11 protein-coding genes and 1 pseudogene are annotated in these 13568 nt (G+C 70.0%); 10 read left to right on the top strand and 2 right to left on the bottom strand.

Annotated elements, in window-relative coordinates; genetic code table 11:
* Positions 1–2585, top strand: a 2585-nt coding sequence (locus HZZ10_RS18230) for a glycoside hydrolase family 95 protein (RefSeq protein ID WP_218928944.1), incomplete at its 5' end; no start/stop codon positions are given.
* A gap of 102 nt (positions 2586–2687) precedes the next feature.
* Here HZZ10_RS18230 and HZZ10_RS18235 read toward each other — a convergent pair.
* Both HZZ10_RS18235 and HZZ10_RS18240 read right to left on the bottom strand, forming a co-directional pair.
* A complete protein-coding gene (locus HZZ10_RS18235) occupies positions 2688–3896 on the bottom strand; it encodes a Fic family protein (RefSeq protein ID WP_179914599.1) in 1209 nt (402 codons plus the stop codon).
* 79 nt (positions 3897–3975) lie between these two features.
* Positions 3976–5310, bottom strand: a complete 1335-nt coding sequence (locus tag HZZ10_RS18240) for an MFS transporter (protein WP_179914600.1) — start codon at positions 5308–5310, stop codon at positions 3976–3978.
* 250 nt (positions 5311–5560) lie between these two features.
* Between HZZ10_RS18240 and HZZ10_RS18245 the strand changes: the two genes are divergently transcribed.
* The 9 genes and pseudogenes from HZZ10_RS18245 (at position 5561) to HZZ10_RS18285 (ending at position 13520) form a co-directional block, all read left to right on the top strand.
* Complete coding sequence (locus HZZ10_RS18245; RefSeq protein WP_179914601.1) at positions 5561–6880, top strand: ABC transporter substrate-binding protein; 1320 nt, start codon at positions 5561–5563, stop codon at positions 6878–6880.
* Positions 6881–6977: 97 nt separating this feature from the next.
* Positions 6978–7934: a carbohydrate ABC transporter permease gene (locus HZZ10_RS18250; protein WP_056135970.1), complete on the top strand. Its 957-nt coding sequence runs from the start codon at positions 6978–6980 to the stop codon at positions 7932–7934.
* On the top strand, positions 7931–8857 hold the full coding sequence (locus HZZ10_RS18255) for a carbohydrate ABC transporter permease (RefSeq protein ID WP_156382859.1): 927 nt from the start codon (positions 7931–7933) through the stop codon (positions 8855–8857). The genes HZZ10_RS18250 and HZZ10_RS18255 overlap by 4 nt, the downstream gene beginning before the upstream one ends.
* A 4-nt stretch (positions 8858–8861) precedes the next feature.
* A complete protein-coding gene (locus HZZ10_RS18260; RefSeq protein WP_179914602.1) occupies positions 8862–9599 on the top strand; it encodes a hypothetical protein in 738 nt (245 codons plus the stop codon).
* 108 nt (positions 9600–9707) lie between these two features.
* A complete protein-coding gene (locus tag HZZ10_RS18265) occupies positions 9708–10361 on the top strand; it encodes a Panacea domain-containing protein (RefSeq protein WP_179914603.1) in 654 nt (217 codons plus the stop codon).
* 38 nt (positions 10362–10399) lie between these two features.
* Complete coding sequence (locus HZZ10_RS18270; RefSeq protein ID WP_179914604.1) at positions 10400–10879, top strand: hypothetical protein; 480 nt, start codon at positions 10400–10402, stop codon at positions 10877–10879.
* A 168-nt stretch (positions 10880–11047) separates the two neighbouring features.
* Positions 11048–11710 (top strand): annotated as a pseudogene (locus HZZ10_RS18275) (ABC transporter ATP-binding protein); the annotation flags it as partial.
* A 92-nt stretch (positions 11711–11802) separates the two neighbouring features.
* Entirely contained in the window at positions 11803–12717 is a 915-nt protein-coding gene (locus tag HZZ10_RS18280; protein WP_179914606.1) for an ABC transporter permease subunit, read from the top strand.
* Entirely contained in the window at positions 12714–13520 is an 807-nt protein-coding gene (locus HZZ10_RS18285) for a hypothetical protein (RefSeq protein WP_179914607.1), read from the top strand. Before HZZ10_RS18280 ends, HZZ10_RS18285 begins: the two co-directional genes overlap by 4 nt.
* The last annotated feature ends 48 nt before the right edge of the window (positions 13521–13568 follow it).

The raw sequence follows: 13568 nt of genomic DNA on the forward strand, positions 1-13568 counted from the left end.
AGGGACAGGCCCGTCCTCTCGTGCTCGTCTACGACCGGCCGGCGACGCGCTGGACCGAGGCGCTGCCCGTCGGCAACGGGCGGCTGGGGGCGATGTGCTTCGGCGGGACCACGAGCGACCGGGTCCAGGTCAACGACGACACCTGCTGGTCGGGGTCACCTGCGACCGTCGCGGGGCGGAGCCTGATCGCGGCGGGGGAGGGACCGCGGATCCTCGACGACGCGCGCGCCGCACTCGCATCGGGTGACGTCCGGGCTGCGGAGCGTGCCGTCCAGAGGCTCCAGCACGGGCACTCGCAGGCGTACCAGCCTCTGGTCGACCTGATCGTGCAGGAGGTGGGGCCGGGGGAGGAGGTGCGACCTGCTGAGGACTCGCACCCTGCTGGCGAAGCACACCTCGCTGGCGAGGTGCACCCTGGCGACGAGGTGCACCGAGCCGACGAGGCCGCGACGCCCCCGGGGTACGCGCGGTCCCTCGACCTGCGGGCTGCGGTGGCCAGCCACACCTGGTCGAGCGCAGGTGCGACGATCGTCCAGGAGACGTGGTCCAGCGCGCCGCACCAGGTCCTCGTCGTCGACAGGCGGGCCACCGACGGGTGCCTGCCGGCCCTGCGTGTCTCGCTCGTCTCCCCGCACCCCACCCTCGACGTCCAGGGCACGCCGACGGGTCTCGCCGCCACCGTCCGCATGCCCTCGGAGGTCGTCCCCGACCACGAGCCTGCCGACGAGCACGTGCACTACGACCCGACCCCGGGCGCAGCGGTGACCGCAGCGGTCCACGTCGCGATCCACACCGACGGGATCGTCGGCGACGGCGGACCCTCGGCGACGGCCGACGCCGTCGAGGTCGTCGGTGCCACCTACCTCACCCTCGTGCTCGGGACCGAGACAGACTTCGTCGACGCGGCCACCGCGCCGCACGGCGACCTCGACGCCCTCCGGGCTGCTGTCGCCCGACGGACCTCGGCGGTCGTCGACCAGATCGTCACGGACGGTCTCCCCGCGCTGCGCGCCGCCCACGTCGCCGACCACGCAGCCCTCTTCGGCCGGGTGGAGCTCGACCTCGGGCCCGACCCCGAGGACACCGCGACGACCCCGGAGCGGCTCGCCCGGCACGCTGGTGGCGCTCCCGACCCGGCGCTCGCGGCCCTCCAGGCGCAGTACGGGCGCTATCTGATGATCGCCGGTTCGAGGCCAGGCACGCGCCCGCTGACCCTCCAGGGGATCTGGAACGAGTCCGTGGTCCCGCCGTGGAGCAGCAACTACACGACCAACATCAACACCGAGATGAACTACTGGCCCACCGGCGCGGGCGCCCTCGACGAGTGCTACGAACCGCTCACCAGCTGGCTGGGCGACCTTGCGGTGACCGGGCGAGCCACGGCGCGCGACCTCTACGGTCTCCCCGGGTGGGCCGCGCACCACAACTCGGACGTCTGGGGATTCTCGCTCCCCGCGGGCGACGGCGACTCTGACCCGTCGTGGACGGCGTGGCCGCTCGGTGGCGTGTGGCTCGCCACCCACCTGTGGGACCGCTACGACTGGTCGCGTGACCTCGGGTTCCTGGCCGACGCCTGGCCGCTGCTCCGCGGGGCTGCCGACTTCGCCCTCGCGTGGCTCGTGGAGCAGCCCGACGGGACCCTCGGTACCTCACCGGCGACCTCGCCGGAGAACCGCTTCGTGGCGCCCGACGGGCAGCCCGCCGCAGTGGGCGTCTCGACCACCTCCGACCAGGCGATGATCCGCGAGCTCCTCGAACGCTGCCTCGACGGGGCCCAGGTGCTCGTCGGTGCGGGAGCCGTGGTCCCGGAGGACTCGCCGGATCCTGACGACGCCGACTGGCGGACCGCGGCCCGCGCAGCCCTCGACCGTCTCTCTGGTGAACGCGTGCTCCCCGACGGGCGCCTGGCCGAGTGGTCCACGGACCTTGTCGACGTCGAGCCCGAGCACAGGCACCAGTCGCACCTCGTCGGTGTCTTCCCCGGCAGCCGGATCGACCCGCGGTCCGAGCCCGAGCTGGCCGCCGCAGCCCTGGCGACCCTCGACGCACGCGGCCCGGACTCGACGGGCTGGTCGCTCGCGTGGCGCCTCGCCCTGCGTGCCAGGCTCGGCGACATCGTCGGGGCGAGGGCTGCCCTCGACGCCTTCTTGCGGCCGACCGCCGACGGCGCACGTCCTGACGAGCTCGTCGCACCGCTCGACGACACCCGACCGGGCGCCGGCTCCGGTGTGTACCCGAACCTCTTCTGCGCGCACCCGCCGTTCCAGGTGGACGGGAATCTGGGATTCACGGCCGGCGTCGTCGAGATGATCCTGCAGTCCCACCGGACGACGCAGGACCTGACCGTCGTGGACCTGCTGCCGACGCTCCCAGCCGGGTGGCAGGACGGCGCGGCACGCGGGCTCGGTGCCCGGGGAGCGGTGACCGTCGACGTCACGTGGCACGACGGAGAGGTGACCGGGCTGGCGCTGCGCGGACCTGTGGGCCGGTCGGTCGAGGTCAGCCTGCCGATGGGCGGGGGACGGCGGACCTTGGCTGTCGTCCTCGACGACGGGACGTGGGACGGGGCGGGCGAGCTCGCCTGAGCGCGATCACTGTCACTGTCGCGGGCCTGGTGCTGCGGTCTGCGCAGGACCGCTCTTGCTGTTCGCGGGTCGCGCAACACTGCAGAGCTATCGTCTGTCGGCTCAGCCAAGACCGCCGGCGAAAGGATCCACGCGTCTCCACGCCTGGCCGAGTCCCACCGCTCGCCGAAGCTCGACCAGCTTGTCTGCGGCGGTGTAGGCGCGACCCCTCTTCTCCCCGGTCGCAGTGAGCAGCCCCGCCTGAGAGAGTCTCGTGAGGTCACGTGTCGCTGTCTGGAGGCTGATCTCGGTGCCTACCTCCGCGAGCGAGGTGATGTAGCGCCCACGAGTGACGGTCGCCCCGAACAGAGCGTCATAGAGAGGCTCCATCGCGCGATCGTCGACGCCGGCACCTTCGAGGAGCTCACCGAGTGCTGCGTACGCCTCGCTCGCGGCAGTGATCCGCGCGGCGCGCTCTCTCGCCTGGTTGTAGTGGGCCGTGAGGATGAAGCGGACCCAGGGTCGTACCTGCTCGGGTGTGGCTGACCTAGGGTCCCATCGGCCGTGTCCCACGGTGGCGAGCACGTCGTAGTAGGCCTGTGTGTTGCGACCGAGGTACTCCTCGATAGAGAGGAACACCGGGGAGATAGCACCGTCTGCGGCAAGGACCAGCGACTGCAGCACACGGGCCATGCGTCCGTTGCCGTCCCTGAACGGGTGGACGAGCACGAAGTTCAGGTGCGCCATCGCGGCGTCGATGATGCTGTCGCCGCTCGTGTCGATGGTGCGGGTCAGCTCAGTCATCAGTGCGGGCACGTCGTCCGCCTCGGCGCCTTCATGGACGATGTCACCGGTGGACTCTTGCTGGACGAATACCGGGCCCTTGCGGTAGCGACCGGGCCGCTTGGTGAGGTCGTAGGACGTCACCATATAGTGCAGGCTACGGATGAGAGTCGGATCGACGACGACAGGTTCCTGAGCGAGCTCGAGGACGTAGGTCATCGCCAGCTGGTACCCGGCGAGTGCCCGCTCGGTCTCCTCGTCGACGGCCGCGGGCTTCTCCCCCTGAGCGATCGCGGCCACGTCGTCGACGCTCGCGTTGATCCCCTCGATGCTGTTCGAACCCTGCACGTTGCGCGCCAGCGTCATCCGCCGGAGCGGGGCGGTCCACCGTCGGGTCTGACCCACCTGGTGCTTGAGGGTCTCGCTCAGGCCCTGGATCGCTTCGCGAACCTCTAGCTCGCTGTCGGTGAGCTCTGGGGCCCGGTACATGTCCACGAGATCCTCCGTATGACGATTAATTAGTATCATACCATCGCCCCTGCAGTTCATGCGGGCCAGTCAACAACGGACCTGGCCTGGTGGTCACGGTGGCTCGAGGTCTGCCGAGCTTCCAAGAGCTTGCTCCGTGCTAGTCGAGCTCGGCGACGTCGCGCCTACGATTCCCACGCAGCGCGAGCGCCACGACACCCGTCCCCACGAGCGCGCACACCCCCGTGAGCACCAGCCCGCCCCGCACCCCGAGATGCTCGGTGAACGCCCCCTGGATCAGGCCACCAGCAGCGTGCCCGCCGAGCAGCAGCGGCATGTAGAAGGCCATGACGCGACCCCGGACCTTGGGTGCGGCGCTCAGCTGGACGTAGGTCGCGGCGCTCGTGAGGAAGAACATCGTCGCGGCACCGATCACCGCGAGCATCACGAGGAACACGGCATGGTTCGGCGAGAGCGCGCCGAGGCCTTCGGCGACCGCGAAGATGCCGGCCCCGAGCACGACGGTGCGGACCCGGAGCACGCGCAGGCGCGCGGCCGCCACGGCGCCGACGAGCCCACCCACGGCGCTCACCGAGTTGTACAGGCCGAAGCCGCCCGACCCGGTCTGCCACTCGAAGTCGGCGAAGGCTGCGAGGACCACCGGGCCGTTCATGCCGAAGGCCCCCATGAGGCCTGCGAGCAGCACCACCCACAGCAGGCGCGGGCGGTCGAGGATGTACCGGGCTCCCTCGCGGAGCTGACCCTTGGCGCGCGCCACGACGGGCACCCGCATCATCTCGCGCGTCCGCATGAGTGCGAAGAGCGCGACGACCACCAGGCACAGCACAGCGTTCGCCGCGAAGGCCCAGCCCTGGCCCACCTGGTGGATGAGCACACCGGCCACGGCCGGCCCGACCATGCCGCTCAGCTGGTTGAGGGCATTGTTGGTGCTGATCGCCGAGCGCAGCATGCTGTCACCGACGAGCTCGTTGACGAGCACCTGCCGGGCCGGCTGGTCGATCACCGCCACGCAGCCGAGCAAGAACGCGAAGCCGTAGAGCAGCGGCACGGTGACCAGCCCGGCGATGGTCAGGCTCGCGAGGACGGCGGCCAGGACGGCCGCGGTCCCCTGGGCGCCCATCACCAGGCGTCGCTTGTCGTGCCTGTCGGCGATGACGCCGCCCATCGGCCCGAAGGCCAGCAGCGGCAGGAACTGCAGCGCCACCACGATGCCGACGGCGGCAGGGCTCTGGGTCAGCTGGAGCACGAGCCAGTCCTGCGAGAGGCGCAGCATCCACACCCCGGTGCCGCCGCTGAGCTGCGCGACGAGGAACAGCCTGTAGTTGTGGTTGCGCAGCAGGCTCGCCGCTGGCTTGGTCGCCGGAGCCGGCTCCGGAGCCGGAGCCGGAGCCGGGACGGGTTGCGGTGCGGGTGCGGGCACCTGTCCGGCGAGGTTCTCGGGAGTGCTCGGTCGGGGGTCGAGCGGATCTGTCACAGAGACGCCTTTGTCTGAATGGATTCAACCCCATCAAGGCTACCGGGCCTCAAAAGTCCTGCCCGGCGGCCGTCCAGCACGCAGTCCGGATCGCGAGGATCGGCCGGTTTCGCTGTCGCCACGCCGGAAAGGGCTTGCCCGAGTGGCCCGGGCCACTGTATTGTAACGATTCACTTCACGGTTGGATGCAGTGGGCGGCCCGGGCAACGATGACAGGGCGCTCTTCCACCCCATGAGCAAGGAGGCTCAGATGTCGATCAAGCGATCAGCCCTCAAGGGCATCGCCGTCGCCGCGGTGGCGTCGTTCGCACTCACCGCGTGCGGTGGGGGAGGGAGCGAGGCCGCTCCGAGCGAGACCCTCAACACCGAGGAAGACGTCACGATCGTCTTCAACTGGTGGGGCAACGACGACCGCGCGGACAAGTACGAAGAGGCGATCGACCTCTTCGAGAAGGAATACCCGAACATCACCGTCCAGACCGGTTTCCAGGCCTGGGACGACTACTGGTCCTCGCGCAACACCGAGGCCGCGGGCTCCTCGCTCCCCGACGTCATGCAGATGGACCTGTCCTACCTGCGCCAGTACGGCTCGACCAACCAGCTGCTCAACCTCGACGGCCAGATCGGCACGGCGCTCGACGTCGACGGACTCGACAGCAGCCTCCTCGACGCAGGCAAGCTCGACGGCTCGCAGTACGGCATCGCGACCTCGTCGAACACCCTCGCCATGTTCTACAACCCTGACCTGCTCGAGCAGGTCGGCGTCGAGCCTCTCGAGCCGGACTACACCTGGGACGACCTCAACACCTTCATCACCGACGTCTCCGCCGCCGGCGCCAGCATGGACCCGGTGATCTACGGCTCGGTCGACTACACAGGCACCTTCTGGTTCTTCCTCCAGTGGCTCGTGCAGCAGGGCATCGAGCCCTTCACCGAGGACGGCCAGCTCAACTTCACGCGTGAAGACATGGCCGAGTGGCTCAACACCGCCGAGCCGATCCGCACCCCGGTCGACGCCACCTACCCGATCGCGCGCGGCACGCAGCTGCTCCCGCTCGGTGGCTTCACTGTCAACGAGACGGCCTCCGAGATGAGCTGGGACAACTTCCTCGCCGGCTACTCCGCAGACTCCGGCAGCGACAACCTTCAGATGCTCCCGATCCCGTCGAACGCCGACGGCGAGAAGAAGATGTTCCTCAAGCCGTCCATGCTGCTCTCGGCCTCGGCCAACTCCGAGCACCCGGCCGCAGCCGCGACCCTCATCGACTTCCTCATCAACGACCCCGAGGTCGGCCGGATCTTCGGCACCTCCAAGGGTGTGCCGGCCGTCCAGGCCCAGCGTGACGCGATGGTGCTCGAAGAGGGCTCGGTCGACGCCCGCGTCGTCGCCTACGAAGAGTCTGTCGCGGAGCTCGCGACCGAGGCTGCCCCGCTGCCCGTCCAGGGCTTCGGCACCATCGAGGCCGAGTTCAAGCGTCTCGGCGAAGAGTTCGCGTACCGCAACATCACGGTCGACGAGTTCGTCGACCAGTGGTTCAGCGAGGCGGAGATGTCCGTCGGTCAGGGATGACCGACGCACGGCCCCTCGTGTAGTCGCGGGGGTCGCGCCGAGACCGGCCGGCCCCCGCACCTGACGAACAGCACCCCCTCACCGAACGGATTCCACCGTGTCCCTCACTGCCGAGGCGACCGGGAACCGGACTGCTCCACCGACCAAGGGCTCGCAGGCGCGACGCTCTCGGAGAGCAGCCGAGACCCGCGCCGGTTACGCCTTCCTCACCCCCTGGTTGCTGGGCTTCCTGCTGCTGACCGCAGGCCCGATGCTCGCGTCGCTCTACCTGGCCTTCACGAACTACAACCTGTTCAGCGCGCCTGAGTGGATCGGGTTCGACAACTTCACGCGGATGTTCTCCGACCCCCAGTACCTCCAGTCGGTCAAGGTGACGAGCATCTACGTGCTCGTCGGGACACCCATCAAGCTCGCCGCGGCCCTCGCCGTCGCGATGCTCCTCAACACCAAGCGCCGCGGGCAGGGCGCCTACAGGTCGATCTTCTACGCCCCCTCGCTCATCGGTGCGAGCGTGTCGATCGCCATCGTGTGGAAGGCCATGTTCATCGACGACGGCGTCGTCGACCAGATCGGCCAGGTCTTCGGGCGCGAGCCCGGCGGCTGGGTCGGCAACCCGAGCATGACCATGCCGATGATGGTTCTGCTGACCGTCTGGCAGTTCGGTGCCCCGATGGTGATCTTCCTCGCGGGCCTCAAGCAGGTCCCCAACGAGCTCTACGAGGCCGCCGAGATGGACGGCGCCGGCTCGGTGCGCAAGTTCCTGCGCATCACGCTGCCGATGCTCTCGCCCGTGCTGTTCTTCAACCTGCTGCTCGAGACCATCCACTCGTTCCAGATCTTCGGCTCGGCCTTCATCATCTCGGGCGGGACCGGCGGACCGGCCGGCTCGACGCTCTTCTACACGCTGTACCTCTACCGACGCGGCTTCGTCGACTTCCAGATGGGCTACGCCGCGGCGATGGCCTGGGTCCTCGTGCTCGTGGTCGGCATCATCACCTTCATCTTCTTCAAGACGTCGAAGTCGTGGGTCCACTACTCAGGGGAGACAAAATGACCTCCGTCCTGCAGAAGCACGTCGCGACGCCCGACGACCGTCCCGACGACCTCGACCGCAGCGCCGAGCTGCGCCGCGAGGCCCGGAAGAAGTCGCTCGTCAAGGCGACGATCTTCCACGTGCTCGTCCTCGCCGTGGCCGCAGTGATCCTCTACCCGGCCCTGTGGATGCTCATGTCCTCGCTCAAGCCGTCCAACGAGATCGTCGGCAACATCAGCCTCATCCCGGAGAACGCGTCCTTCGCGAACTTCACCAAGGCTCTCGGCGGTATCGGCGGGGTGTCCTTCTGGACGTTCTTCGGCAACTCGCTGTTCCTCGCGGTGATGTCCGTGATCGGCGTGATCCTGTCCGCGACGATCACCGCCTACGCCTTCGCGCGGATCGAGTTCCCGGGCCGCAAGGTGTGGTTCTCGCTGATGATCGCGACGCTCCTGCTGCCGTTCCACGTGGTGATCATCCCGCAGTACATCATGTTCAACGAGCTCGGCCTGGTGAACACCTTCGTGCCGCTGCTCATCGGCAAGTTCCTCGCCGCCGAGGCGTTCTTCGTGTTCCTCATGGTCCAGTTCATGCGCAACCTGCCGCGCGAGCTCGACGAGGCCGCACGTATCGACGGGGCCGGTCACGTGCGGATCTTCCGCTCGATCATGCTGCCCCTCATGAAGCCCCCGGTGATGACGGCGTCGATCTTCGCCTTCATCTGGAGCTGGAACGACTTCTTCGGTCCGCTGCTCTACCTCAAGAAGCCCGACCTCTTCTCGCTCCCTGTCGCGCTGCGCATCTACGTCGACCAGACGACCACCTCGGACTACGGCGCACAGATGGCGATGGCCGTCCTCGCGCTCGTGCCGGTGCTGCTGTTCTTCATCATCTTCCAGAGGTTCATCGTCGAGGGTGTCTCGACCCAGGGCCTGAAGGGCTGAGGCGATGTCCAGCACAGCAGTCCGCGGCACCACCCGCCCCGCCGACAGGTCCGCAGGTCGGCGGGGCGGGCCGGCAGGTCCCTCCGGCCCCTCGCGCACCGAGCGCAGCGCCGCCCGTCGCCGTCGGTGGGGGTGGGGGCAGAAGGGCGCCGTCCCAGGGTCCTTCGGAAAGTTCGCGCTCTTCGCCGAGGTCATGCTCACGGGCGTGTACGTCGCGGTCCTGAGCATCCCGGTGATCACGGCGCTGCCGGCGCTGACCGCCGGTGTGCGGCACCTGCGGCGGTTCCTCGCGGGGGAGAGCGACTCCGTCTCGGCGGTGTGGGCGGACGTCCGCGCCGCGTGCTCGGGCGTCTGGCTCGTCGCGACAGGCTCCCTCGTCGCGCTGTTCCTCGTGGTCCTCAACCTCTGGGCCGTGTCGACAGGAGCCCTGCCGGGCGGGGCCGTGGTCGGTGTGGTGACAGCGGCCTTCGGGGTGGCGCTCGTCGTCGGCCTGCTGCGCGCCGCTGGCGAGTGGCAGCCCGGGGCCCGGTGGACGACGCTCCTCGTCTCGGGTGTCCGTGGCATCGCGGCCGACGCGGCCGGGTCTGCCTTCTTGCTCTCGGGTGTGCTCATGGCCGGGGTGCTCGTCTGGATGCTCAAGCCGCTCGGGCTCGTGGTCGGCGGGCTCGTCGCCTTCGCCGTCGTGAGCGTCGCGCAGCGCGATCGGACCGCCCGCGTCGGTGCTGGTGCAGGGCCTGTGTGAGTGGTGCGAGCACGTCCGTGCGGTGTCGTCCTCAGAGCGACGGGGGTCTCCGAGCCTGTCGGTGCGTCAGGGCCCTGTGAGAGCATGGGAGCACTGGAGGAGGTGGAGATGACGCGCATCGATCGAGCTCTTCGAGAGCCTGTCCCCGTGTCGGATGTGGTCGACTACTTCCTCCGACGGGACGACGAGCTCGGGGACGACGCCGACGTCAGCCCCATGAAGCTGCAGAAGCTCTTGTACCTCGCGCAGGCGAACTACCTGGGCGCGACCGGCGGTCGTCTCTTCGACGACGACGTGCTGGCATACGAGCACGGACCAGTGGTCTACGCGCCCTACGACACCTTCCGAGGCCTGCGGACAGCGATCGTCCGAGCAGGGGTGGAGACGAGAGCCCTCTCGAGCCTGCCCGCAGACGTCGAGGTCTTCCTCGGCCGGGTGTGGGAGCGCTGGAGCGGCATGTCCGCGAGTGCGTTGCGAGACCTCACCCACCGTCAGCGCCCGTGGCACGTGAGCTACGTCCGAGACGCGCGGCACACCGTGATCCCCGACCCGCTGATGGCTGAGTACTTCGGGGCTCAGGCTCCGTTGGAGGAGCGCGTCTTCCCGCCGGCACCTGAACCTGAGCCGTCGTCGGACGAGCACGATCGCTCGTCGACCGGGATGTTCGCCCGCCCGGCCCCTGGAGGCATCCGCCTCCCGCGACGGTCCCGGACCGACCGGAGTGCTCGTGCCGCAGCCCTTCGCGGCGATCAGCAGGGGTGACCGCAGGTCTGACTCCTGGCCCTGGATACGTGCTGAGGATGGCGACGAGCGGGGACGCCGCGGCGTTCTCGATCTTCACCTGCACGGCGCCACGTGACCCGGACCTCTGGGACCTCGAGGTCGAGGAGTACGTGCAGGACCAAGCGATCCTCTGGCTCGCGCAACCTTCGGGGGCAGACCCTCGGATGTGGGTCCTGACCACTGCCTCCGGTGAGCTCGTCGCCATCGGCGCGCACCACCAGGAGATGTTCTGGGAGTCGGCCCCAGAACATCTCGGGCGACGGGTCCACTTCGTCGCGGTCGGGACGTCGTACCAGGGAAGCTGCGCGCCGGACGGACGACGGTACAGCGACATCATCCTCGAGAAGGTGATCGACGACCTTCTCCTGCGCCTTCCCCAGGACCCGGTCGTCACGGCCGTGGTGCACGGCTCGAACACCCGCAGCATGGCGTTGTTCTTCAGGCACGGATTCACCAGCACCGCAGTGTGGCAGGGAGAGTACGTCGTGATGTGGTGACGCGACCAGGTCTGCTCCGGTAGCGAAGTTCTCCTCCTCGAGGAGGAGGAGACGGCCTCCCACATCTCCGTCGCCGGCAGGTGCCGGGCCCCACCCCTCTCTCCGTAGCGTCGACGTCAGGCAGGCCGGACCTCCCAGGGGCAGCCGGCCGACGACGACGGGAGAGACATGATCCAGGTAGAGGCGCTGACCAAGCGCTACGGGACGACGACAGCCGTCGACGGGCTGAGCTTCTCAGCCCTCCCCGGCACGGTGACAGGGTTCCTCGGGCCCAACGGGGCCGGGAAGTCCACGACCATGCGGCTGATCGTCGGGCTCGAGCGCCCGACCTCGGGGACCGCGACGGTCGACGGCCACAGGTACGCCGACCTCCACGCACCGCTGCACTCGGTCGGGGTCATGCTCGACGCCCGCTCGGTGCACCCCGGCCGCACCGCGTACCGACACCTGCTGGCCCACGCCCGCACCCACGGCATCAGCAAGGCCAGGGTCCGGGAGGTCATCGAGATGACGGGCCTCGAGTCTGTCGCCCGTCGGCGTGCCGGGACCTTCTCCCTCGGCATGGGTCAGCGCCTCGGGATCGCCACAGCCCTGCTGGGCGACCCGCAGACCCTCATCCTCGACGAGCCGGTCAACGGGCTCGACCCTGACGGTGTGCTGTGGGTCCGTCGTCTGGTCCGTGACCTCGCGGCCGAGGGGCGGACCGTGCTGCTCTCGTCCCACCTCATGCACGAGCTCGCGCTCTGCGCCGACAGGGTGGTCATCATCGGCAAGGGCCGTCTGCTGGCCGACGCCCCGGTCCAGGAGATCGTCGACAGGTCGGCGGGCGGGTCCCTCGAAGAGGCGTACCTCGAGCTCACGGCAGGGTCGGTCGAGTACCGCGGGCGGGCCGCAGACGGAAACTCCGCGTCGGGAGGCTCACGATGAGCGCCGCTGCCTCGTCCGCCTCGGCTGCCGCCTCCGCTGCCGCGGCGCAGCGCCCCAGCCGCGCACCGGCCGCGACGACCCGTCGTGGGCCGACCCTCCCGCGGCTCGTCGCCTCCGAGTGGACCAAGCTCGTCAGCCTGCGCTCGACCCTGTGGACCGCTGCGGTCACGGTCGCTGTCGCCTTCACCTTCACGTACCTGTCCGCGAACGCGTCCTCGGGCGACCCCGGCTTCGACCCCGCGCGCTCGCTGCCCGACGGCGTCGCGCTGTCCCAGCTCGGCACGCTCGTCCTCGGGGTCCTCGCCGGGACCGCGGACTTCCGGACCGGTGCCTTCAGGTCGACCTTCACAGCGGCCCCGCGCCGCGGCCGGGTGCTCGTCGCGCGGACCCTCGCCACGGCAGGCGTCGGTGCTGTGGTCGCCCTGCTCGCCGTCGTCGCGACGGTGCTCGGCGTCGTGCCCGCCGCCCGCTCCCGGGACATGTCCGTCGACCTCGCCGGCGGGTCTGCCCCTCAGGTGCTCGTCGGATCCTGGCTGATGCTCCTCGGCATGGCGCTGCTCGGTCTCGGCATCGGGTCCCTGCTGCGGCGCACGGTCCCCGCGATGGTCGCGGCGCTCGCCCTCGTGTTCGTCCTGCCCGTCGGCATCAGCCTCGGTGCCGAGATGGCCATGTCCCCGACCGAGATGACGGCGGAGAGCCCCGCCGGGCCAGCGAGCCTCGACCCTGTGAGCACCGTGACCGCCTTCCTGCCCGGTGATGCCGCCTTCCGCATGACCACCACGGCCGACGACGGCGGGGTCGACGGCGCGCCCGACCTCGGACCCTGGGGTGGCGGCCTCGTCTTCGCGGCCTGGATCGTGCTGCCGCTCGCCGGAGCCACCCTGCGCCTGCGCACCCGGGACGTCACGTGACGACGCAGACGGCCGACCGCCGGGCCGTGACCCTGCCCCGGGTGCTCGCCTCGGAGTGGACCAAGACCGCCGGGCTCGCCTCGACGCTGTGGGTGCCGATCACGACGGTCGTCGTCGCCCTGGCGATCCCGCTCGGCCTGACCATGTTCGCCCGACCCGGTGACGGCACCACCGCCGCCGGTCTGGTGGTCTCCGGGGTGGTCCTCGCCCAGCTCGGCACCCTCGTCCTCGGGGTCCTCGTCGGCACCTCCGACCACGCCACCTCGACCGCCGCCACCACGTACACCGCGGTCCCGCGGCGCCTGCCGGTGCTCGTCGCGCAGGTGGTCCTCACCACGGCTCTCGCGCTGGTCACGGCAGTCGTCGCCCTCGGTGCGGCCGTCCTCGTCACGGGCCCGGGCCGGCAGGCGGCGGGGCTCAGCCTCGACCTCGCCGCAGATGACGGCACGGCCAGGGCCTTCGTGGGCTACGTCCTCTACCTCACGGCTGTCGCGCTGCTCGGCCTCGGGCTCGGTGCGGTCCTGCGTCGGCCGGCCGGTGCCCTCGTCACGGGGGTGGCTGTGCTCGTGGTCCTCGACCAGGTGCTCGCGGCCAACCCCGGACGGGTCACCGACACCGTGCGGGTCCTGCTGCCGGGCGTCGGGACCCGGGTTGTCGAGACCGATGCCCGGCTGGCCCTCACCGAGTCTGCGAGCCTCGGCCCGCACCTCGGGGCCTGGGGTGCGGGGCTGGTGCTGGCCGCCTGGGTGGTCGGGCTGCTCGTCGCCGCGGCTGTCAGGCTCCGGCGTGGTGACGTCACGTGACCGGCCGCGTGCACGACGACGTCGCCGGCCCGGAGACGCCTGCTGGCC

Origin of the sequence: Sanguibacter inulinus (assembly GCF_013415325.1) — a bacterium.
GTDB lineage: Bacteria > Actinomycetota > Actinomycetes > Actinomycetales > Cellulomonadaceae > Sanguibacter > Sanguibacter inulinus.

Bases quoted from the DNA above. Each gene is read 5' to 3' on its own strand.
- HZZ10_RS18265 (WP_179914603.1), top strand. From the start codon at position 9,708: ATGACGCGCATCGATCGAGCTCTTCGAGAGCCTGTCCCCGTGTCGGAT.
- HZZ10_RS18280 (WP_179914606.1), top strand. From the start codon at position 11,803: ATGAGCGCCGCTGCCTCGTCCGCCTCGGCTGCCGCCTCCGCTGCCGCG.
- HZZ10_RS18260 (WP_179914602.1), top strand. From the start codon at position 8,862: ATGTCCAGCACAGCAGTCCGCGGCACCACCCGCCCCGCCGACAGGTCC.
- HZZ10_RS18245 (WP_179914601.1), top strand. From the start codon at position 5,561: ATGTCGATCAAGCGATCAGCCCTCAAGGGCATCGCCGTCGCCGCGGTG.
- HZZ10_RS18270 (WP_179914604.1), top strand. From the start codon at position 10,400: ATGGCGACGAGCGGGGACGCCGCGGCGTTCTCGATCTTCACCTGCACG.
- HZZ10_RS18255 (WP_156382859.1), top strand. From the start codon at position 7,931: ATGACCTCCGTCCTGCAGAAGCACGTCGCGACGCCCGACGACCGTCCC.
- HZZ10_RS18235 (WP_179914599.1), bottom strand. From the start codon at position 3,896: ATGAACTGCAGGGGCGATGGTATGATACTAATTAATCGTCATACGGAG.